20 protein-coding genes are annotated in these 21,259 nt (G+C 60.7%); 11 read left to right on the top strand and 9 right to left on the bottom strand.

The window, feature by feature from the left end; genetic code table 11:
• The first annotated feature begins 389 nt into the window (after positions 1 to 389).
• Positions 390 to 611, top strand: coding sequence for a hypothetical protein (locus QRN61_RS18890; RefSeq protein ID WP_285374540.1), 222 nt, complete (start codon positions 390 to 392; stop codon positions 609 to 611).
• Positions 612 to 785: 174 nt separating this feature from the next.
• Here QRN61_RS18890 and QRN61_RS18885 read toward each other — a convergent pair whose 3' ends face one another.
• The 5 genes from QRN61_RS18885 to QRN61_RS18865 form a co-directional block, all read right to left on the bottom strand.
• Positions 786 to 1,553: an SDR family oxidoreductase gene (locus tag QRN61_RS18885; protein WP_007965755.1), complete on the bottom strand. Its 768-nt coding sequence runs from the start codon at positions 1,551 to 1,553 to the stop codon at positions 786 to 788.
• Between the two features lie 22 nt (positions 1,554 to 1,575).
• Entirely contained in the window at positions 1,576 to 2,643 is a 1,068-nt protein-coding gene (locus QRN61_RS18880) for a phosphotransferase family protein (protein ID WP_115990105.1), read from the bottom strand.
• A gap of 156 nt (positions 2,644 to 2,799) precedes the next feature.
• A complete protein-coding gene (locus QRN61_RS18875; RefSeq protein ID WP_150369612.1) occupies positions 2,800 to 3,768 on the bottom strand; it encodes a 2-hydroxyacid dehydrogenase in 969 nt (322 codons plus the stop codon).
• 139 nt (positions 3,769 to 3,907) lie between these two features.
• On the bottom strand, positions 3,908 to 4,432 hold the full coding sequence (locus tag QRN61_RS18870) for a cysteine hydrolase family protein (RefSeq protein ID WP_150369611.1): 525 nt from the start codon (positions 4,430 to 4,432) through the stop codon (positions 3,908 to 3,910).
• 207 nt (positions 4,433 to 4,639) lie between these two features.
• Positions 4,640 to 5,023, bottom strand: a complete 384-nt coding sequence (locus tag QRN61_RS18865; RefSeq protein WP_096795934.1) for a tautomerase family protein — start codon at positions 5,021 to 5,023, stop codon at positions 4,640 to 4,642.
• Positions 5,024 to 5,493: 470 nt separating this feature from the next.
• Here QRN61_RS18865 and QRN61_RS18855 point away from each other — a divergent pair, with 470 nt between their 5' ends.
• From QRN61_RS18855 to QRN61_RS18845, 3 genes are all read left to right on the top strand, one after another.
• Positions 5,494 to 5,664, top strand: coding sequence for a hypothetical protein (locus QRN61_RS18855; protein ID WP_007965765.1), 171 nt, complete (start codon positions 5,494 to 5,496; stop codon positions 5,662 to 5,664).
• A gap of 252 nt (positions 5,665 to 5,916) precedes the next feature.
• Positions 5,917 to 7,197: an HAAAP family serine/threonine permease gene (locus tag QRN61_RS18850; protein WP_027613177.1), complete on the top strand. Its 1,281-nt coding sequence runs from the start codon at positions 5,917 to 5,919 to the stop codon at positions 7,195 to 7,197.
• Positions 7,198 to 7,277: 80 nt separating this feature from the next.
• On the top strand, positions 7,278 to 8,939 hold the full coding sequence (locus QRN61_RS18845; RefSeq protein WP_285374533.1) for a SulP family inorganic anion transporter: 1,662 nt from the start codon (positions 7,278 to 7,280) through the stop codon (positions 8,937 to 8,939).
• A 51-nt stretch (positions 8,940 to 8,990) separates the two neighbouring features.
• On the opposite strand, the gene acnB is transcribed toward QRN61_RS18845, so the two are convergent.
• Positions 8,991 to 11,600 (bottom strand): bifunctional aconitate hydratase 2/2-methylisocitrate dehydratase, encoded by a 2,610-nt coding sequence (acnB, locus tag QRN61_RS18840; protein ID WP_027613175.1) that lies wholly within the window; start codon positions 11,598 to 11,600, stop codon positions 8,991 to 8,993.
• Between the two features lie 467 nt (positions 11,601 to 12,067).
• Between acnB and QRN61_RS18835 the strand changes: the two genes are divergently transcribed.
• Positions 12,068 to 12,538: a DUF1289 domain-containing protein gene (locus QRN61_RS18835; protein WP_007965774.1), complete on the top strand. Its 471-nt coding sequence runs from the start codon at positions 12,068 to 12,070 to the stop codon at positions 12,536 to 12,538.
• A gap of 208 nt (positions 12,539 to 12,746) precedes the next feature.
• Here the strand turns inward: QRN61_RS18835 and uspL are convergent, their stop codons facing one another.
• Positions 12,747 to 13,610 carry a universal stress protein UspL gene (gene uspL / locus QRN61_RS18830; RefSeq protein WP_027613174.1) on the bottom strand — a complete coding sequence of 288 codons (864 nt, stop codon included), beginning with the start codon at positions 13,608 to 13,610 and terminating at the stop codon, positions 12,747 to 12,749.
• Between the two features lie 159 nt (positions 13,611 to 13,769).
• On the opposite strand from uspL, the gene QRN61_RS18825 reads away from it, so the two are divergent.
• From QRN61_RS18825 to QRN61_RS18815, 3 genes are all read left to right on the top strand, one after another.
• Positions 13,770 to 14,378 carry a MiaE family protein gene (locus QRN61_RS18825; protein WP_027613173.1) on the top strand — a complete coding sequence of 203 codons (609 nt, stop codon included), beginning with the start codon at positions 13,770 to 13,772 and terminating at the stop codon, positions 14,376 to 14,378.
• Between the two features lie 147 nt (positions 14,379 to 14,525).
• A complete protein-coding gene (locus QRN61_RS18820) occupies positions 14,526 to 15,233 on the top strand; it encodes a response regulator (RefSeq protein ID WP_115990098.1) in 708 nt (235 codons plus the stop codon).
• Complete coding sequence (locus QRN61_RS18815) at positions 15,234 to 16,520, top strand: ATP-binding protein (protein ID WP_285374529.1); 1,287 nt, start codon at positions 15,234 to 15,236, stop codon at positions 16,518 to 16,520.
• Positions 16,521 to 16,638: 118 nt separating this feature from the next.
• On the opposite strand, the gene QRN61_RS18810 is transcribed toward QRN61_RS18815, so the two are convergent.
• Positions 16,639 to 17,127 carry a GFA family protein gene (locus QRN61_RS18810; RefSeq protein ID WP_123587924.1) on the bottom strand — a complete coding sequence of 163 codons (489 nt, stop codon included), beginning with the start codon at positions 17,125 to 17,127 and terminating at the stop codon, positions 16,639 to 16,641.
• 208 nt (positions 17,128 to 17,335) lie between these two features.
• Between QRN61_RS18810 and QRN61_RS18805 the strand changes: the two genes are divergently transcribed.
• From QRN61_RS18805 to QRN61_RS18795, 3 genes are all read left to right on the top strand, one after another.
• Complete coding sequence (locus QRN61_RS18805) at positions 17,336 to 18,220, top strand: LysR substrate-binding domain-containing protein (protein ID WP_123587923.1); 885 nt, start codon at positions 17,336 to 17,338, stop codon at positions 18,218 to 18,220.
• A gap of 99 nt (positions 18,221 to 18,319) precedes the next feature.
• A complete protein-coding gene (aguA, locus tag QRN61_RS18800) occupies positions 18,320 to 19,435 on the top strand; it encodes an agmatine deiminase (RefSeq protein ID WP_027613168.1) in 1,116 nt (371 codons plus the stop codon).
• A 2-nt stretch (positions 19,436 to 19,437) separates the two neighbouring features.
• Positions 19,438 to 20,535 carry an extracellular solute-binding protein gene (locus QRN61_RS18795; protein WP_115990094.1) on the top strand — a complete coding sequence of 366 codons (1,098 nt, stop codon included), beginning with the start codon at positions 19,438 to 19,440 and terminating at the stop codon, positions 20,533 to 20,535.
• Between the two features lie 105 nt (positions 20,536 to 20,640).
• Here the strand turns inward: QRN61_RS18795 and QRN61_RS18790 are convergent, their stop codons facing one another.
• Positions 20,641 to 21,258 carry a DNA-3-methyladenine glycosylase family protein gene (locus QRN61_RS18790; protein WP_097087952.1) on the bottom strand — a complete coding sequence of 206 codons (618 nt, stop codon included), beginning with the start codon at positions 21,256 to 21,258 and terminating at the stop codon, positions 20,641 to 20,643.
• Position 21,259 lies beyond the last annotated feature (1 nt).

The following is a 21,259-nucleotide window of genomic DNA, read 5'->3' as shown; positions in this document are numbered from 1 at the left end:
TCAGATCAAAAGCGGTACTCGAGCTAACGCTCATTGTGTTGAGTGGGGCGGCTTCGCCGCATGGGGTGTCGCTCTCTGAATTGCAGGAGTCAGCCTGCTGGCGATGGCGGCCTGAAAGCGGACCCATTTACAACTGAACACACCCATTCCAACTGTGGGAGCTGGCTTGCCAGCGAAGGCGGCCTTCCAGTCAAAAAATTCTTGTTGATGTACCCCTCCCACACAGAGTTACTCCCCGCAAAATCGACAGCCAATTCCCTTATCCCCCTCCATTTCACTGGCGCTTGCAGGGTAGTCGGCTATAAAGAATGAGTGGTCAGGTCTTCCGTCATCCGCGATATTCGTGCGCGATGGCGGAAGTGGCTCTTCCATTCATCGCGGGTCGTCCTATGAATAATCCTGGGAAACGCGTGTATCTGCCGTTGTCGCTGGCTTTCTCTGTCGCGCTATTGAGCGGCTGCGCCAGTCCTCCGCCACCGCCTCCTGCTGCACCGCCACCACCGCCGGTGCGTAACTGTCAGACCCTGGAAAACACTCAGGTGTCGGGCGATATGTATGTTGACGAGCAGGTCACCCGGCATATCACCACCACCCGGTGTGTCACGCAGTAGTGCTGTAGGGGTGCTTGCCGGTGCACTTTGTCAGGCCATTACCCAAAGTCACTGTCTTACGGATAACCCCTGTGGGAGCGGGCTTGCTCGCGAATGCGGTGTGTCATTCAAGGCAATGCTGCCTGACACTCCGACTTCGCGAGCAAGCCCGCTCCCACAGGGTTGTCAGAGAGATCAGGACAGGAACCCACCATCCACATTCAGCGAAACCCCGGTGGTGTAGCTCGATGCATCACTTGCCAGATACAGCACCGCCCCGGCCATTTCACTCGGATCGGCCACGCGCTTGAGCGGGATCTGCGTCAGCGCCTGCTTGAGGATCGCGTCATTCTTCACCAAGGCCGAAGCGAATTTGGTGTCGGTCAGGCCCGGCAGCAAGGCGTTGCAGCGGATGCCGAATTGCGCACATTCCTTGGCGAAGACTTTGGTCATGTTGATCACGGCGGCCTTGGTCACCGAGTAGATGCCCTGGAACACGCCCGGTGAAATCCCGTTGATCGAGGCGACATTGATGATGCTGCCGCCACCGTTTTCGCGCATCAGCTTGCCGGCTTCCACCGACATGAAGAAGTAGCCACGGATGTTCACGTCGACAGTCTTCTGGAACGCACCCAGATCGGTGTCCAGCACGTTGCAGAACTGCGGGTTGGTCGCCGCGTTGTTCACCAGAATATCGAGGCGACCGAACTGTTCCTTGATCCCGGCGAAGACCTGGCTGATCTGTTCCATTTCACCAATGTGGCAGGCCACGGCGGTGGCCTTGCCGCCGGCGGCGATGATCGCGTCGGCGACGTGCTGGCAGCCTTCGAGCTTGCGGCTCGAGACGATCACGTGGGCGCCTTGCTGGGCCAGCAGTTTGGCGATGGCTTCACCGATGCCACGGCTGGCGCCGGAGACGAATGCGATTTTGCCGTCGAGGTCGAACAACTGAGTCTTGGACATAAGGGTTCCTTGGTGTGGGCCGTCAGAGGCTCGATTTCGCAATGACCTGCAGGCTCATGTGCTCCAGCAGTTTGTTCATGTGAATGAACTGCGCGAAGCGTTTGTCCTGGGTCTGGCCGTGGTAGAAGCGGTAGTAGATCTGCTGCACGATGCCGGCCAGACGGAACAGGCCGTAGGTGTAGTAGAAGTCGAAATTGTCGATCTGGATGCCCGAGCGTTCGGCGTAGTAATCGACGAATTCGCGTCGAGTCAGCATGCCCGGGGCGTGGCTCGGCTGGCGGCGCATCAGTTGCACCGGTGCCGGATCATCGGCCTGAATCCAGTAGGCGAGGGTGTTGCCCAGGTCCATCAGCGGATCGCCGAGGGTGGTCAGTTCCCAGTCGAGCACGCCGATGATCTGCATCGGGTTGTTCGGGTCAAGGATCACGTTGTCGAAGCGATAGTCGTTGTGGACGATGCTCGAGGTCGGATGGTCGGCCGGCATCTTGTCGTTGAGCCAGGCTTTGACTTTCTCCCAGTGCGGCGCATCCGGGGTCAGGGCTTTTTCGTAGCGCTCGCTCCAGCCCTTGATCTGGCGGGCGACGTAGCCTTCCGGCTTGCCCAGATCGCCGAGGCCGCAGGCGTTGTAGTCAACCCGATGCAGCTCAACAAAGCGGTCGATGAAGCTCTTGCACAGCGCTTCGGTTTTCGCTGCATCGAGGCCCAGTTCTGGCGGCAGGTCGGAGCGCAGGATGATGCCCTTGACCCGTTCCATCACATAGAACTCGGCGCCGATCACTGACTCGTCGGTGCAGTGCACGTAGGCTTTCGGGCAGTAGGGGAAACCATCGCGCAGTTGATTGAGGATGCGGAATTCGCGGCCCATGTCGTGGGCGGATTTGGCCTTGTGGCCGAACGGCGGCCGGCGCAGCACGAACTCCTGCTGCGGGTATTCCAGAAGGTAAGTCAGGTTCGACGCACCGCCGGGGAACTGGCTGATCTGCGGCGTGCCGGTCAGCCCCGGAATGTGCTTCTTCAAGTACGGATCGATCAGGCTGGCATCGAGTTCTTCGCCAGAGCGGATACGGGTGGACTGGTCAGTAAGCGCCATGCTTATCCCTTCTGCTTATTTTGGAGGCCAGACATCATTGGCTAATCTAATGGCGCACTCGGGCGGCCACAAGCGCGCAGCGGTCTTATAGGTTAGCGTGTTGCAGGATAATCAGCGTTTCGAATAGGTACGGCAGCAGGGCGCTGCCGGCTTTTTTCAATGCACGCGCTGGTTGTTGAGCCTGGGGGGCAGGGCGATGGGCGTCAGCACCGGTTGCCCTGAGAAGAACGCCACGAGGTTTTTTCCCACCAGTTCCACCGTGCCTTGGGTGGCCTCGGGTGACAGGCCGGCGACGTGTGGCGTGAGAATCACGTTGCTCAGGCTTTTCAGTGCATCCGGCACCTGCGGTTCGTGATCGAACACGTCCAGTGCGGCGCCGGCAATCCGCCGTTGCTCAAGGGCGCTGATCAACTCAGCGGTGGCGATCACACTGGCCCGCGCGATGTTGACGATGAAACCGTTCGGGCCAAGGGCGTCGAGCACCGGGCGAGTCACCAGATGCTGGGTGCCAATCCCGCCCGGCGTGGCGACGATCAGAAAGTCCGAGGCCCGCGCCAGTTCGGTTGGCGTCGAGCAGAACGCATAGGGCACATCACTGCGCAGTTGACGGTTGTGATAACTGATCTGCATGTCGAAACCGAGGTGAGCACGCTTGGCAATCGCCATGCCCACCGCGCCCAGGCCGAGAATGCCCAGGCGTTTATTGGCCAGCGACGGGCGCATGATCTTCGGCCATTCACCCCGGCGCACCGCGGCGTCGCAGCGTGGAATGTCGCGCACCAGCGCCAACAGCATCGCCATCGCATGATCGGCCACCGACGAGGCGTTGACCCCGGCACCATTGGTCACGGTGATCCCGCGATCGCTGGCAGCCTGCAGGTCAACGTGTTCATAGCCGGCGCCGATCACGGTGATGATTTTCAGCGCCGGCAGGGCGGCGATTTCCTCAGCGGTCAGTCCCAGCGGGCCACGGGTCAGCACCGCGTCGATCCGTGCGCCGTGGCTGGCGATGGCTTGCGCACGTTCGGCAGGGGTTGGTGCGAGGATCAGGTGAAAACCCTGATGCTCGAGAATCGGCAGATAGTCATTGATGGTTTCAACCAGTACCAGAACGGTGGCGGGCATTGCGCGGCTCCTGTGATCTATGACGGTGTGGTCGCGAAAGTCGTGTCAGAGTGCTGATTCCAGAGCGGTTTGGCAATGGTGGCCGCAGCCCCGCTTCAGCCAGTGTAGGAGCTGAAACGGGGAGCGCGCGGGCGCTTCGTCAGAAGCTCACGTCAGCGCTGTTGATCAGCCGTGCAAATGCTCCGCCGAGGGTGGCGTTATGGTGCTCGATGATGACGTGGGCGGGTAATGCCGGGGTGTCCATGCAAGTGTGGGCGTCGGCCACCAGCAACGGCTTGAAGCCAAGATCCGCAGCGGCGCGGCAGGTGGCGTCGATGCAGAACTGGGTCTTCATGCCGACCAGGTAAAGGTCGTCGATCTGATTAGCGTTGAGCTGCTGCGCCAGATTCGTGCCGTGGAATGCGTTGGGTCTGGATTTGTCGAACACATGGTCGGACTCGGCATTCAGATCGAGTTCCGGCAGCAATTGCCAGAAGGGGCTGCCGGCGGCAATCGGCGAGCCTGCCGGGCCGGTGTGGCGCACGGCGTAGATCGGCACGCGTTGCTGGCGTGCCTGGCGGATCAGCTGCTGGATGTTGGCGAGCACACGCTCGCCGTCGTGGGGTTTTTCCGGGCCATGGAACAGACCGACCTGCATATCGATGATCAACAATGCTGCGGACATGATGTTTCTCCTTGAGGGCTGCAAGTGCCGCACGGACGGGAGAAACAACAAGGCCCCGTCCATTGCTGGCGGGGCCTTGGGTTCACTGCGCTGGATTCACCTCAGGCAGCAACACCACGACCCGCCGGTGGCGGTCGTGGTGGTACGGGTGAGGTGCAGCGGGCGAAGGTTCATGCCGCCGATCATGCTGGCGGCGGCGAAGGGCTGTCAACTGGCGTATTGAGCGATGCCGTTGCCGAACGACCAATTCTCCTTTTTTACTTCCACCAGATTGATGAACACGTCTTCCATACGAATGCCCAGTTGGGTGTTCAGGTTGTGCGCGATGGTCTGGTACAGGGCTTTTTTCTGCTCCAGCGTCCGGCCTTCATTGAGGGTGATCTGGATAATCACCAACCGATCGCTGCGCTGGATGCCCAGGTATTGCGGGTCGAAGATGAAATGCTCGCCGTCGTGCTCGTTGAGAATCTGGAAGTTGTCGTGCTCCGGCACGTTGATGGTGCTGCGCATGGCGGCGTAGATCTGCTCGCCGATGCGTTTGGCGAAGGTGGGGTCAGAGTGTTTTTTGATTTCGACGCGGACGAGGGGCATGGGCAGAGACTCCGTTGGGTAGGGGACTTGTCTCACGCTAGAACATGTCGGCCAGATTGAAAGTGTGGGGTGATGAGCTCGCCGCTGTTTTTGTACGAGGCTACCTACGTTTTTCGCGGATTTTGCCTACGAATTTGGCGGATGCGTCTGCTATGCGGCTGCCGATGAACAAGAAATGATGAGACATACAGTAGCTCGGGCGGTGACTGCCAACAGCCAAGGAAGGCAAATGCTCAAGAACGATCTTGAAAATCTGGAACTCGACAGGCTGGAGAATGAGTCAAGAAAGCTTGTGGCCGAGAGGAAAAGCTATTGGCGGAGGAAAAAAAGCTTAAGAGAGAGACAAATTTATATCCGCTCGCAGTTATAGCTGGGGTGGTGACAGCAATCACCCCAGCAGCAGGTGTTTTCTTCAAGTTTTGAATGTTCGTTTCACAACCGTCCGACCCATGATCCAAAGGAAAATCCACATGAGTACCTATGATCGCAAAGCCAGAATGGAACAACTGGAACGTGAGCACGATGAGTGGGAAGAAAGAATGCGCATCAAAAACAAGGGCGATATGTACCCAATCTGGGGAATGCTAGCGTTCGGCCTGTTTTGCATGTCACTCGGATTCATGCTGGCTCGATCGATCTGATCAAATCTTCCCGCTCGTATTCCATTGAAACTTGCCGGAAAACGACATCTAACGTATCTGGAGCCGACAGCCATTTTCCCGAAAACGACAACCCGCTGATCTGCTCCGTACAACCATTCCTCAGCTAAGTCTTTGCTTCTGCTCATTTATCGCGGAGAATCGCGCCCCTGTTTCGGCCGGAGCATGTCTGTCGGTTTTTTCCGACGCGTCCTGACCGAGTGGCAAGTGACCGGAATGCGGAGATCCGACCGGATGAATGATCAGGCCAATAGCGTCGACGCACGCTATGAAGCGGCAGCACCAGCTGAACTGTCGAGCTGGAATCGCCATGACACCACGTGGATGTTGGGACTGTTCGGGACGGCCATTGGCGCCGGTACCCTGTTTTTGCCGATCAACGCGGGTCTGGGTGGCTTCTGGCCGCTGGTGATCCTCGCGCTGCTGGCCTTCCCGATGACATTCTTCGCTCACCGCGGCCTGACCCGCTTCGTGCTCTCCGGTCGCGAAGGCGCCGACATCACCGAGGTGGTCGAGCAGCATTTCGGCATCAAGGCCGGCGCGCTGATCACCCTGCTGTACTTCTTCGCCATCTTCCCGATCCTGCTGATCTACAGCGTCGGCCTGACCAACACGGTCGCCAGCTTCCTCGAACACCAACTGCACATCACGCCGCCACCGCGCGCGCTGCTGTCGTTCGTGCTGATCCTCGGCCTGCTGGCCGTGGTGCGTTGCGGCGAGCAGGCGATCGTCAAGGCGATGAGCCTGATGGTGTATCCGTTCATCGTCGCGTTGCTGTTCCTCGCGGTGTACCTGATTCCGCACTGGAATGGCGGCATTCTTACCACCGCTTCGCAAGTGCCGGCACCGTCGGCACTGCTGCACACACTGTGGCTGGCGATTCCGGTGATGGTGTTCTCGTTCAACCACTCGCCGATCATCTCGGCCTTCGCGGTGGACCAGAAGCGTCGTTACGGTGCCAATGCGGAGCAGCGCAGCTCGCAGATCCTCTGCCGCGCCCACCTGCTGATGGTGGTGATGGTGCTGTTCTTCGTCTTCAGTTGCGTGCTGACCCTGTCGCCGGAACAACTGGCCGAAGCCAAAGCGCAGAACCTGTCGATCCTGTCGTACCTGGCCAACCACTTCAGCAATCCGGCCATCGCTTTTGCGGCGCCGTTGATTGCCTTTGTGGCGATCTCCAAGTCGTTCCTCGGCCACTATATCGGTGCCAGCGAAGGCCTCAAGGGCCTGATCGTCAAGAGCGGCAAGCGTCCGGGCGCCAAAGCGCTGGATCGTATCGTGGCGGCGTTCATGCTGGTGGTGTGCTGGATCGTTGCAACCCTGAACCCGAGCATTCTCGGGATGATCGAGGCCGTCGGCGGTCCGGTGATTGCGGCGATCCTGTTCCTGATGCCGATGTACGCGATTCGTAAAGTACCGGCGATGGCGCGCTATCGCGGTCAGGCGTCGAACGTATTCGTTACCCTGGTCGGTCTGGTGGCCATTTCGGCGGTGATTTATTCGCTGACGGCGTAAGCCAAAGCGCCAGAGACTCAGCTACAGTGGCCGCTGTGCGTGATACGCACAGCGGCTTTTTTTCGTCTGGAGACAGTGGATTGTCGAGCGCGCCCCAATCAGTAGAGCCACCCAATCGCTGGCAGGACATCCTCGCCGGTCTGTCGATTGCCGGTCTGCTGTTGCCCGAAGCGGTCGCCTATTCGACCATCGCCGCACTGGCGCCCCAGGCCGGGGTGATTGCGCTGTTTGCCGGGTTGCTGTGCTATGGGTTGTTTGGCACCAGCCGCTTTGCCATTGTCTCAGCCACGTCTTCGTCAGCGGCGGTGCTGGCGGCGGCCACCGCGACCATGGCCAATGGCGACCCGCAGCTACGCGCGACGCTGGCGGTCGGGTTGGTGCTGGTCACCGGTGGGCTGTTCTTGCTGGCGGGGATCTTTCGTTTCGGCAGCGTCACTGCGTTTATCGCCAAACCGGTGCTGCGCGGCTTCGCCTTCGGCCTCGCGCTGACCATCATCCTCAAGCAGGTCGCCAGTGTGGTCGGTGTGCATCTGACCGATGCCAATCTGGTGCGCTTCGCCCCGCAACTGCTCGAACAACTGCCGCAGTGGAACTGGCCGGCGGCGGCCGTCGCAGCGGTGGCGTTGCTGCTGTTGGGACTGTTCTCGCGCTTTCCACGGGTGCCAGGCGGTTTGCTGGTGGTGGTGATCGGCATCGTCGCCGGACAATGGTTGAACCTTCCGGCGTATGGCGTGAACATGATCGGTTTGATCGACCTGAGCCTGGAGGTGCCGAGCCTGCCGGTGCTGCCGTTTGCCGACTGGCTGCGGCTGGGGGAGGTGGGGTTTGCGCTGGTGATGATTCTGTACGCCGAGTCGTACGGCTCGATCAGTTCGTTCGCCCTCAAGCACGGTGATCGTGTGACCTCCAACCGCGATCTGCTGGCGCTCGGCGCAGCGAACTTGTTGTCCGGATTGTTCCATGGCATGCCGGCGGGGGCCGGGTATTCGGCGACGTCGGCGAACGAGGCCGCTGGCGCGACTTCTCGCTGGGCCGGTGGGGTGGCGGCGCTGGTGGTGCTGGTGATCGTGCTGACGGTGCTGCCGTGGATCGCCCTGACACCGGAGCCGATTCTGGCGGCCATCGTGGTTCATGCGCTGGCGCGGGGCTTGAGTCTGCAGCCGCTGGGGCGCTATTTCGTCTGGCGCCGGGATCGGCTGCTGGTGCTGTGCGCGGTGGGGGCGGTGCTGGTACTGGGCATTCTCGACGGCTTGCTGGTGTCGGTGGCCATCAGCGTGTTGCTGATGCTCAAACAGATGTCGGCGGCGGACATTCAGGTGCTCGGTCGGATCGACGGCGGGCATGATTTTGTCGATCTGCAGCGTCACCCAACGGCGGTGACTGAGTCGGGAGTGCTGATTGTGCGGCCCAGTGAGGCGTTGTTCTTTGCTAACGTCGAGCGAGTTCTTGGTGCAGCTTTGCACTTGATTCGTCATTCGGACGTGGCGCTGCACACGGTGATTCTCAGTCTGGAGGAAACCCCGGATCTGGACGGCACCAGCATTGAGGCGATCCAGGAGTTCTTCCTGCGGGTGCATCAGGAGGGCAAGCGCCTGATTCTGGCGCGACTCAAGCATGAGGCGCTGGCCGTGTTGGAGGCGTTGCCGGAGGTAACGGCCAACGGGGTGATACTCAGCGGGCTGAGCGTCGATGGTGCGGTGCAGCAGGCCTTGAAGCCTGCTCCCACAGGTCCCCAGACATAAAAAAACGCCGCGCATCTCACGATGGGCGGCGTTTTCTATTGCTTTGTAACGTTAGGCTTGAACGACTGGAATCTTGGCGTTCGCAGCAGCTTCACGGAACTCGGCGATCTGGTCGAAGGACAGGTAGCGGTAGACATCGGCCGCCATGCTGTCGATCTTGCCAGCGTATTCCATGTACTCCTCGACGGTCGGCAGGCGACCCAGGATCGAAGCCACGGACGCCAGCTCGGCCGAAGCCAGGTAGACGTTCGCGCCGTCGCCCAGACGGTTCGGGAAGTTACGGGTCGAAGTCGAGACCACGGTGCTGTTCGGCTCAACGCGTGCCTGGTTACCCATGCACAGCGAGCAGCCTGGCATTTCCATGCGTGCGCCGGCCTTGCCGTAGATGCCGTAGTAGCCTTCTTCGGTCAGTTGGTGAGCGTCCATCTTGGTCGGCGGCGACAGCCACAGACGGGTAGGCAGCTGACCCTTGACCTGATCCAGCAGTTTACCGGCAGCGCGGAAGTGACCGATGTTGGTCATGCACGAACCGATGAACACTTCGTCGATCTTCTCGCCAGCCACGCTGGACAGCAGACGGGCGTCGTCCGGATCGTTCGGCGCGCACAGTACCGGCTCGTTGATGTCGGCCAGATCGATTTCGATGACTTCGGCGTATTCGGCGTCGGCATCGGCTTCCATCAGCTCAGGGTTGGCGATCCAGGCTTCCATCGCTTGCGCGCGACGTTCCAGGGTACGCGCATCGCCGTAGCCTTCGCCGATCATCCAGCGCAGCAGGGTGATGTTGGACTGCAGGTACTCGGTGATCGACTCTTTCGACAGCTTGATGGTGCAACCGGCAGCCGAACGTTCGGCCGAGGCGTCGGACAGTTCGAACGCCTGTTCCAGGGTTAGACCTTCCAGGCCTTCGATCTCCAGGATGCGGCCGGAGAAGGCGTTTTTCTTGCCTTTCTTCTCGACGGTCAGCAGACCGTTCTGGATGGCGAAGTAAGGAATGGCATGAACCAGGTCACGCAGGGTGATGCCAGGTTTCATTTTGCCTTTGAAGCGCACCAGGATCGATTCCGGCATGTCCAGCGGCATGACGCCGGTGGCAGCGGCGAACGCGACCAGACCGGAACCGGCCGGGAACGAGATGCCCATCGGGAAGCGGGTGTGCGAGTCACCACCGGTACCTACGGTGTCCGGCAGCAGCATGCGGTTCAGCCACGAGTGGATGATGCCATCGCCCGGACGCAGGGAAACGCCGCCGCGGGTCATGATGAAGTCAGGCAGGGTGTGGTGGGTGGTCACGTCGATCGGCTTCGGATACGCCGCGGTGTGGCAGAAGGACTGCATCACCAGGTCAGCGGAGAAGCCCAGGCACGCCAGGTCTTTCAGTTCGTCACGGGTCATCGGACCGGTGGTGTCCTGAGAGCCGACGGTGGTCATTTTCGGTTCGCAGTAGGTGCCAGGACGAACGCCTTTGCCTTCTGCCAGACCGCACGCCTTGCCGACCATTTTCTGCGCCAGGGTGAAGCCCTTGGTGCTTTCAGCCGGTGCTTCCGGCTTCTTGAACAGATCGAATGCCGGCAGACCCAGTTCGGCACGAGCCTTCTCGGTCAGGCCACGGCCGATGATCAGCGGAATACGACCGCCGGCACGGACTTCGTCCAGCAGCACAGGGGTCTTCATTTCGAAGGTGGTGATGACTTCGTCGGTACCGTGCTTGCAGACTTTGCCAGCGTGCGGGTACAGGTCGATCACGTCGCCCATGTTCATGTTCGACACGTCGAACTCGATTGGCAGTGCGCCGGCATCTTCCATGGTGTTGTAGAAGATCGGAGCGATTTTGCTGCCGAAGCAGAAACCGCCAGCGCGCTTGTTCGGCACGTAAGGGATGTCGTCGCCGAAGAACCACAGCACCGAGTTGGTTGCCGATTTACGCGAGGAACCGGTACCGACCACGTCACCGACGTAGGCGATCGGGAAGCCTTGACCGCGCATTTCTTCGATCTGCTTCATCGGGCCGGTCTTGCCTTGCTCGTCCGGAACGATGCCGTCACGGGCCATTTTCAGCATGGCCAGGGCGTGCAGCGGGATGTCAGGACGCGACCAGGCGTCTGGTGCCGGGGACAGGTCGTCGGTGTTGGTTTCGCCGGTGACCTTGAACACGCGCAGGCTGATCTTGTCGGCCAGGACAGGGCGTTTCTTGAACCACTCGCCATCAGCCCAGGATTGCAGCACGGCTTTGGCGTGAACGTTGCCGTTCTTGGCTTTTTCAGCCACGTCGTGGAAGGCATCGAACATCAGCAGGGTGTGCTTGAGTTCTTCGGCAGCCACTGGCGCCAGCTCGGCGTTGTCCAGCAACTCAACGAGGGTCACGATGTTGTAGCCGCCCTGCATGGTGCCGAGCAGTTCTACAGCGCGCTTCTTGTCCAGCAGAGGGGAGGTGACTTCGCCTTTGGCCAGGGCCGACAGGAAACCGGCTTTGACGTAAGCGGCTTCGTCCACTCCTGGTGGTACGCGATTGGTGATCAGGTCAACGAGGAAAGCTTCTTCGCCAGCCGGAGGATTCTTCAGCAGCTCGACCAGGCCTGCAGTTTGTTCGGCGTTAAGCGGCTGGGGAACGATACCCAGGGCTGCACGCTCTTCGATATGTTTGCGGTAGGCTTCAAGCACAGTTATTACCCTCATCAGTGGTCCCAAATGGGTGTCCGGGACGCTCATCCCGAAATTGCCGTACTCATGCACCGCACGACGTTGTGGGTCGTTTGGCCAGAATTACCGGCAATTCCTTACAGAAGCTGCTTTCAAAGTTTTACGCCTGCAGAACGGGGAGCTGATGAGGGTTGGCGTTGGGCTTTTCCCCGCTGGAAAAACCCTTCGCCAACACCGCTCTGAAGGAACGACTGTGCTCGTGACGCTTTGAAAACAGCTTCTAACGGACATTGGCGCCTTAAAAGGCTGGCTGATTCTACGGCAAAAAAAATTTAAAGGTAAGTCGCGCTCTATTGGACTTTGGTGGCGTTGTGCGCGGGCGAGGCAAACCGCGAGCCAGCGCTTGCCCCTGACGTTTGAGGGGTGATCAATGCCCGACAAAGGGCTAACATGCCGGCCTGTTCCGCGTTTCAGTGTTTTGCCAATTTATGCCCAATCAGACCATCAAGACCCCCTGCGTCGGCCTCTGCTCCACTGTTTACGGAGATCTGGTGTGCCGTGGCTGCAAGCGTTTCCACCACGAAGTGATCCACTGGAATGGTTACGGCGAGGAGGAAAAGCGTGCGGTGTGGTTGCGTCTGGAGCAATTGCTGTCACAAGTGATGGCGAGCAAGGTCGAGATCTTCGATCCAGCGCGGCTGCGCCAACAGCTGGAGCAGCGCAAGATCCGCTTTGTGCCGCATCAGTCGGAATATTGCTGGGCCTATCAGCTGATTGCGCGCGGGGCGCGGGTGATCATTAATCTGGAAGCCTATGGGATGGTGTTGCTGCCGGAGTTCCGCGACTGGAACCTGCCGGAGTTGCGCGATGCCATTGATCGGGAATTCTTCCTGCTGTCGGAAGCGCATTATCAGCGCTACATCGCCCCGGGCTTCCTGAAAGACGCCTTCGGCGCCTAGAAGCTTCGCGAGCAGGCTCGCTCCCACAATGATCGCAGTGGAATGCAAATATTGTGGGAGCTGGCTTGCCAGCGATGAAGTCGGTGCATCCAATATCGATGTTGACTGACCCACCGCTATCGCTGGCAAGCCAGCTCCCACAGGGATATGCATTCCAACCGTGGGAGCGAGCCTGCTCGCGAAGGCGCCGGTTCAGGCACCGTAATCCTCAGTGCTTCACCGCCAACTCCACCAGATGATCCTCAACCTCCTGCGGCTTGAGCACCAGCACGTCGCTTTCCAGCGCATCCAGCACCACCTCAGCGGTATTGCCGATCAACGCGCCCGACAACCCGGTGCGCGCCACGGTGCCGATCACGGTCACCGCCGCCTGCAGCTTGTGCGCCATGAACGGAATCAGCACATCCGCCGGGCCTTCCTCGATGTGCAGGTGTTCGTCGTCCACATCGAACTCGGCCTGAAACGCCTTGCACTGTTCGCGGTATTTCGCCTCGATGGTTTCCTTGAGTTGAAAGGTCGGATCCGCTGCCGAGAGCATGGGTGACGGATGCGCCGTGATCACATGCAGATGCGCCTTGGCGAGGCTGGCAATGTCGTAGCCGTGATCAATGATCGTAGTGTGCAAATGCCGGTGTTCGCCATCGGCATTGCCCACGTCCACGGCCGCAAGAATCACCCGGTCTTTCCAGGAAGTGGATGTTTTTACCAATAGCACCGGGGTCGGGCAGTGCCGCAGCAGTTTCCAGTCCGCCGGCGTCAGCAGGGCCTTTTTCAGCGCACTGTCGGGATAGTGCTGCTTGATCACCAGCCCGCAGCCTTCGGCCTGCTGCACATCGATGATGGTTTCGTGCAGGCTCTCGTTCCACGCCTGTTCGGTGGTCGCGCTGTAGCCATCCGCCAGCAGCGCGGCTTTGAGCACGCCGAGCATGCCGGCGTGGTCGTGCTTGCGGTCGCACACCAGCAGGTGCAGATGGGCCTGGGTCACGCCGGCGATCAGCTTGGCGCGCTTGAGCGCCAGGCTTTCCGAATGTTCGGGTTCGATGACCACCAGAATGCTGCGAATGGCTTGCATGAGCGGAGTCTCCAGCAAAGAAAAGGCACGGCGTTGCACAACTATAGTTGCTGCTCATGCGCCTGCGACTTGATACATATCAACGCCTGCGACTGGTGGTCTGCGGGCAGGCCGGTATAATCGGCGGCCTTTGCTCGTACACCTTTTACCGTGAGCCCCATGATCCTTCCCGAAATCCACGAATTCCTTGGCTGCCGCACGCCCGACGCCTGGGTCCAGGCGGCACTGGCCGATCAGGAAACCCTGCTGATCGACCACAAGAACTGCGAGTTCAAGGCCGCCAGCACCGCGCTGAGCCTGATTGCCAAGTACCATTCCCACGTCGACCTGATCAATATGATGTCGCGTCTGGCCCGGGAAGAACTGGTGCACCACGAACAAGTCATGCGCCTCATGAAACGCCGCAAGATCGAGCTGCGCCAGTTGCACGCCGGGCGTTACGCCTCGGGCCTGCGCAAAGTGGTGCGCAGCCATGAGCCGGTGAAACTGGTGGATACCCTGGTGGTCGGCGCATTTATCGAAGCGCGCAGTTGCGAGCGTTTCGAAGCGCTGGTGCCGCATCTGGACGAAGAACTCGGCAAGTTCTATTTCGGCCTGCTGAAAAGCGAGGCGCGGCACTTCCAGGGTTATCTGAAACTGGCTTACCAGTACGGCGACGCGAAGGACATCGCTCAGGTGATCGACAAGGTGCGTGCTGCCGAGCAGGAGCTGATCGAGTCGCCGGATGAAGAATTCCGCTTTCACAGTGGTGTGCCGGCCGCGGCCTGAAACACAAACTGTTAAAAACTCTTAAGAGTATGAAATATCACCGAAAACCGGCCCCTGCGGCCGGTTTTTGCTGCCCGAAACAACGCCTCTCCGACGAATCCCGCCATACTGTCGCCCACTTCACACATGGGTTGGCAGACGGTCGTTATGGATAACCTGGGTTTTGGCAAAGTCCTGCTGGTCGAAGACGATGAGCGTCTGGCCACGTTGATTGCGCACTTTCTCGAACAACATGGCTACGAGGTGCGCGCGGTGCATCGCGGTGATCTGGCAGTGGCCGCGTTCCTCGAGTTCCAGCCCAAAGTGGTGGTGCTCGACCTGATGCTGCCGGGGCAGAGCGGCCTGCACGTGTGCCGGGAAATCCGCAGCGTGTCGGACACGCCAATTGTCATCCTTACCGCCAAGGAAGACGACCTCGACCATATTCTCGGCCTGGAATCCGGCGCCGACGACTACGTGATCAAACCGATCAAACCGCCGGTACTGCTCGCTCGGCTGCGCGCCTTGCAGCGGCGGCAGATGCCGGAAGCTGGCGTGGTCAGTGCGCTGGAGTTCGGGGGCTTGAGCATCGATCGCAGCTGTCGCGAAGTGCGTCTGGCCGGCGAGATCATCGAAATGACCACCATGGAATTCGAGCTGCTGTGGTTGCTGGCCAGCGCCGCGGGCAAGACCTTGTCCCGCGATGACATTCTTAACCGCATGCGCGGCATCGCCTTCGACGGGCTCAATCGCAGCGTCGACGTGTACATCAGCAAGTTGCGCAACAAACTCAAGGACAATCCCCGCGAACCGGTGTGCATCAAGACCGTGTGGGGCAAGGGGTATCTGTTCAATCCGTTCGCGTGGGAGCTGTAGATGCTGCGGTTATTCCTCGGGCTGTTTCTGGTGATGACGGTGGGCCTGGTCCTGGCGTTGCAGACTGTCGAGCGTACGTTCGATGCCTTGCTCGACTATCAGATGCAGGACTACAACCGCGAGGCGGTGCGTGGTCAGGCCTGGACGCTGGGGGAGTTGCTGCGCAACCTCGACGGCCCGGCCCGTGAAAAACAACTGCAGGCTCTGCGCCCGCACTATGGCCTGGGGTTGACCTTGGTCGACGCCGATCAACTGGCGCTCAGCGACGAGGAAAAAGCCGAGCTTGCTCAAGGCTTGCTGGTGATCCGCGACAAATACACCCAATACATTTCAGCCATCGACGGCGGCTCGCAACTGCTCAGCATTCGCTTGCCCGCCGAACCCAGCCTGATGCCGTTCTACATTGCCGGTGCCTACTTGATGATCGCCGTGCTGATCGGCTGTGTGTTGTTTTTCTGGGTGCGTCCGCACTGGCGCGATCTGGAAAAACTCCGTCTGGCCGCCGAGCGCTTTGGCGACAACGACCTGTCGGTGCGCATTCAACTGTCCAAGCGCTCGAACATTCGCGATCTGGCTGAACACTTCAACCTGATGGCGGCGCGCATCGAGAGCCTGATCGCCAATCAACGCGAACTGACCAACGCGGTGTCCCACGAGCTGCGCACGCCGATTGCGCGATTGTCGTTCGAACTCGACCAGCTCAAGCAGCAACCGGAAGCCAGCCAGAACCGCGAACTGATCGCCGACATGTACGCCGACCTTGGCGAGCTGGAAGAAATGGTCTCCGAGCTGCTGACCTACGCCAGCCTCGAACGTGGCGCGACGGTGATCAAGTGCGAAAACATTCAAGCGGCCAACTGGCTCGACAGCGTGGTCGGCAGCGTGGCGCTGGAGGCGGAAGCGGCGGGGGTGCAGTTGCTGATTGGTGACTGCCTGCTCGACACCGTACGCATCGAGCCGCGCTTTATGGCGCGGGCGGTGATCAATCTGCTGCGCAACGCCATTCGTTATGCCGAGCGCCGTGTCGAAGTGACGCTGGTGCGCAGCGGCGATTACTACGAAGTGCGGGTCAACGACGACGGTCCGGGTGTGCCGGTGGAAGGACGGGAGAAAATCTTCGAGCCGTTCTCGCGGCTGGATGCCAGTCGCGATCGGCGTACCGGCGGTTTCGGCCTGGGTCTGGCGCTGGTGCGGCGGGTGTCGCAGTCTCATGGCGGGCAGGTCGAGGTCGGGGAATCGGTGTGGGGTGGGGCGTCGTTCCGGATGACCTGGGCGCATCTGGACTGATTTGTGTAGACAGGTTGGGCCCTATCGCGAGCAGGCTCACTCCTACATTTGGAATGCATTCCCTTGTAGGAGTGAGCCTGCTCGCGATAGAGCCATCAATCACAACACAAGCCCCTGCTCATTTGACCAACCCCAACCGCTCATGCCACTGCGCAATCGACTCCTCGGGATACACCGCAAACTGCTTGTCCTTGGGCTTCGCATCCACCTCGACCCAGGGCGCCTTCGACCCCAGCATCAAATGTGTGTGCTCCGGCGGCACCGGCAACGGGGTATCGATGGCCGAGGCGAATGGATGAATCAACTCCGGCCATTCCGGGCTGAACAGCCACAAGCCGCTGCCGCACTGTGAGCAGAAATGCCGCTCGGCGGTGCTGCGATGGGCACGTTTTTCACCTGCTTCCTTCATCTTCGCGTGGTAGATGCTGATGTGCTTGCGCCCCTGAACCTTGAGGCTGGCCGCATCGCCACCGAGGTTGATCGCGTAACCGCCACCGCCTTGAGTCTTGCGGCAGATCGAGCAGTAGCAGCGTTGATAGGGGTAGGGATGGGCGCTGGTCAGGCTGAAAGTGACGGCGCCGCAATGGCAGGAGCCTTCGAGGTGCATGAGGGGCCTCCGGTTGGCTGAAGGGGTGCGGTTGAGCCTAGAAGATTTGTGGCGATCATGCAGACGCTTTCGCGAGCAGGCTCGCTCCCATAGGGGAGCGCGTTCGAGAATGTGGGAGCGAGCCTGCTCGCGAAGAACGATAACTCGGTCGCACTGGACGCCCACCGCCAGCCCGGTCAGCATGTCCCAAAAAAAGGCACCCCAACCCATGCGAAGACTCCCCTCACTGGCCGCCTTGCGAACCTTCGAATGCGCCGCCCGCCACGCGCATTTCGGCCGGGCTGCCGCCGAGTTGTGCGTCACCGACAGCGCGGTCAGCCACCAGATCCGTCAGCTCGAAGAGCAGCTCGGCGTCTCGCTGTTCATTCGCGAAGGCCGGCAGATCCGCCCGACCATCGCCGCCGGACGCCTGATGCAGAGCCTGCAGCAGGCCTTCGAACTGATCGGCGAGGCCTGTGATGAACTGCGCGATCCTTCCTCGCTGGCGGTGTTGCGCCTGGCGGTTACCGCCGAGCTGGCGCAAAAGTGGCTGATGAACCGCCTCACCGATTTCTACGCGCGCTATCCGCACATCACCCTGCATCTCTACGAACAGCCGATCGACGCCAGCGCGCCGGGCGAAGACATTGACCTGGCGATCACCTACGGCACCGGCCCGGTGGACAGCAGCGCCTACTTCGTACGGCCGTTGCCTGCGCTGCAATTCTTCCCGGTATGCAGCCCGGGGCTGTTCAATCAGGGCAGTCTGAAATCCCCGAAAGACCTGGCGCGCCACTGCCTGCTGCACGACGATCAGGACGGCAAGACCTGGACCGCCTGGCTCACCAGTCACGCCGGCGATCTGCGCCCGCAGCGCCAGTTGTATTTCGCCCATGCCGGTCTGGCGCTGGAAGCGGCGGCGCAGGGGCAGGGCGTGGCGATGGGCGACAACCTCACCGCGCAGGAGGACTTGCTGAGCGGGCGGCTGGTGCGGCCATTCACCTCGAGCATGACCGCGCTCGGCCAGTACGCGCTGGTCTGCGAACGGCTGCGCCTGGAGCGGCCGGCGGTGGCGCAGATGCTTGAATGGTTCAACGATCAACTGGCCGATTGATGAGTTGAATTCAACTGTTCCGCAATATTCATCGTTGGCGGGCCAGCCGTCCGCGACCGTAGCCTGTGGTCATTCCCAACCCCAAGACGAGGTTTGACCATGGCACGTTTGCTCGACTCCACCCCCAAGCGCGACGGCTTCCGTCTGCCCGGCGAATTCGAAGCCAAGTCCGGCTGCTGGCTCGGCTGGCCGGAGCGCACCGACGTGTGGCGCAACGGCGCGAAACCGGCGCAGAAAGTCTGGGTGCAGATCGTCACCGCCATCTCCCACAGCGAACCGGTCACCGTCTGCGCCTCCGCCGCGCAATTCGCCACCGCCCGCCGCCAGTTGCCGCCGCAAGTGCGCGTGGTCGAGATGACCTGCAACGACACCTGGTTCCGCGACAGCGGTCCGTGCTTCGTGGTCAACGACCAGAGCGGCGAAGTGCGCGGCGTCGACTTCGAGTTCAACGCCTACGGTGGGCTCGACGGCGGTTTGTACTACCCGTGGGACAAGGACGACCAGATCGCCAGCAAGATCCTCGAAATCGAACGCTTCGACCGTTACCGCGCACCGCTGATTGCCGAACTCGGCGGCATCCAGAGCGATGGTCAGGGCAGCATCCTCACCACCGAACAGTGCCTGCTCAACCGCAATCGCAACCAGCATCTGGGCAAGGACGAAGTAACCCGGCGCCTGACCGATTACCTCGGCGCCGAACAAGTGATCTGGCTGCCACGCGGCTGCAAGTTCGACGAAACCGATGGCCATGTCGATGACCTCGCCTGCTTCGTCCGCCCCGGCGAAGTGGTGCTGCAATGGACCGACAACCGCGACGATCCGCAGTGGGAAATCTATCAAGAGGCCTACGACATCCTGCGCAGCACCCGCGACAGCCGTGGCCGCGAGTTGATCGTGCACAAGCTGCCGCAACCGGACGTGCTGGAGTGGACCGCCGAAGAAGCCGAAGGCCTCGATCAGCAGGACAGTACCCACACCCGTCAGGCCGGCACCCGAATCTGCGCGTCGTATATCAACTACTACGCCGGCAACAGCTCGATCGTGGTGCCGCTGTTCGGTGATCGCAACGATCAGGTGGCGCTGGCGACCCTCGCCGAACTGTTCCCGCAGCACAAGATTGTCGGCATCGAGAATTCCCGGGAAATCCTCCTCGGTGGCGGCAACGTCGCGTGCATCACCATGCCGCAATACGCCGGCCAGAAAAAAGGAGCCTGACCATGGGCCTGCACAAACTGAGTAAAGCGTTATTGCTGGTGCTTGCACCCCTGTGTGTGCAGGCTGCCGAAACGGCGAAACCGGTGGTCAATCTGTACATCTGGGGCGAGTACCTGGCCCCGGATACCCTGAAGAATTTCGAGGCGAAAACCGGGATTCAGGTGGTCGCCGATCACTTCGATTCGCTGGAAACCGTAGAGACCAAACTGCTCACCGGGCGCAGCGGGTATGACCTGGTACTGACCGCCGGGCAACACCTGTCGCGAGCCATCGAGAGCGGTGCGATCCAGCCGCTGGACAAGGCGCGGGTGCCGCACTTTGCCGGGGTTGGCGAGGAGTTCCGCCAGCACATGGCGGTGTTCGATCCGGGCAACCGTTACGCCGGGATTTATGCCTGGGGTACCACCGGCGTGGGTTATCAGGAACAGGCGATCAAGCGGCGTCTGCCAAACGCGCCGACCGACAGTTGGGCGATGCTGTTCGACCCGGCGGTGGTGGCGAAATTTGCCGACTGTGGCGTGAGTCTGCTCAACGATCCGAACGAAGTGTTCGCGGCGGTCATGAAGTACCTGGGCCTGGACATCAACCGCCAGAACCTCGATGACTTGAAACTCGCCGAGCAGCAACTGGCGAAGATCCGCCCGTACATTCGCTACTTCGACAACGATCTGAACATTAGCGACCTGGCCAACGGCAACACCTGCGTGGCGATGTCGTGGAATGGCAACGTGGCGATTGCGGCGGGGCAGGCGCAAGCGGCGAGCAAACCGTTCCAGCTCAGTTACCGCATCCCCAAAGAAGGCACGTTGATCTGGTTTGACGCCATGGTCATTCCCAAGGATGCGCCGCATCCACAGGCCGGGCTGGCATTGATGGATTATCTGATGACGCCTGAGGTGATCGCGCCGATCACCGACACCATCCACTACGCCAATGCGATCACGGCGGCGGATAGTCTGGTGGATGCGTCGATCCGTAATGATCCGGGGACGTACCCGTCGGAGGCGGTGCGGGCTTCGCTGTACAGCAAGAATGACAATGGCAAGGCGTTCAATCGGGCTTTGATTCGGGCGTTCAGCAAGTTGAAGTCAGGTCTTTGATTTGAGGTTGAGTCGACGGGCGCCTTCGCGAGCAAGCCCGCTCCCACATTTTGAAATGCGTTCCTCTGTGGGAGCGGGCTTGCTCGCGAAGAACGATAACGCGGTCTAGACCTTGGCAACGCGCCACAAATACCAAGCTGCCACCGTCCGATACGGACTCCACGCCAAGCCGATCTCGATCATCTGCCTGCGCGTCGGCTGTACCTCCAGCGCCTTCAATCGGCGATAGCCCTCGCGCACGCCAAAATCATCCGCCGGCAGAATATCCATGCGCTCCAGGCTGTAAATCAGCAGCATCTCCACGGTCCAGCGGCCAACCCCGCGCAGGCTGACCAGGCGTTCGATCAGCGCTTCATCCTCCATTGCCAGCGCGGTGGGATAATCCGGCACTACACCGTCCAGCGTTGCCTGGGCGATGCCCTGAATGGTCGCAATCTTGCCCGCCGAAAAACCGCAGCCGCGCAGTTGATCGAAGTCGGTCGCGAGAATCTGTTCAGGCCGGGGAAACGTCTGCCCCGGAAACAGCGCCACCAGACGCCCGACAATTGCATCCCCAGCCTTGGCGTGCAGTTGCTGATAAGCAATTGCCCGCACCAGCGATTCGTAAGGGTCACGCGCCGGGTGCGGTTGATGCAGGCACTGGCCGACGGCTGCAACGTGGCGCTGCCAGTCCTCGTCGAGCGCGGCCAGAAATTCGCTGGCCGCCTGATAACGATCCGGCATG

Origin of the sequence: Pseudomonas sp. lyk4-TYG-107, assembly GCF_030209055.1 — a bacterium.
In the GTDB taxonomy this organism is placed as follows: domain Bacteria; phylum Pseudomonadota; class Gammaproteobacteria; order Pseudomonadales; family Pseudomonadaceae; genus Aquipseudomonas; species Aquipseudomonas putida_A.
This window is presented reverse-complemented; position numbering and strand designations above follow the sequence as displayed.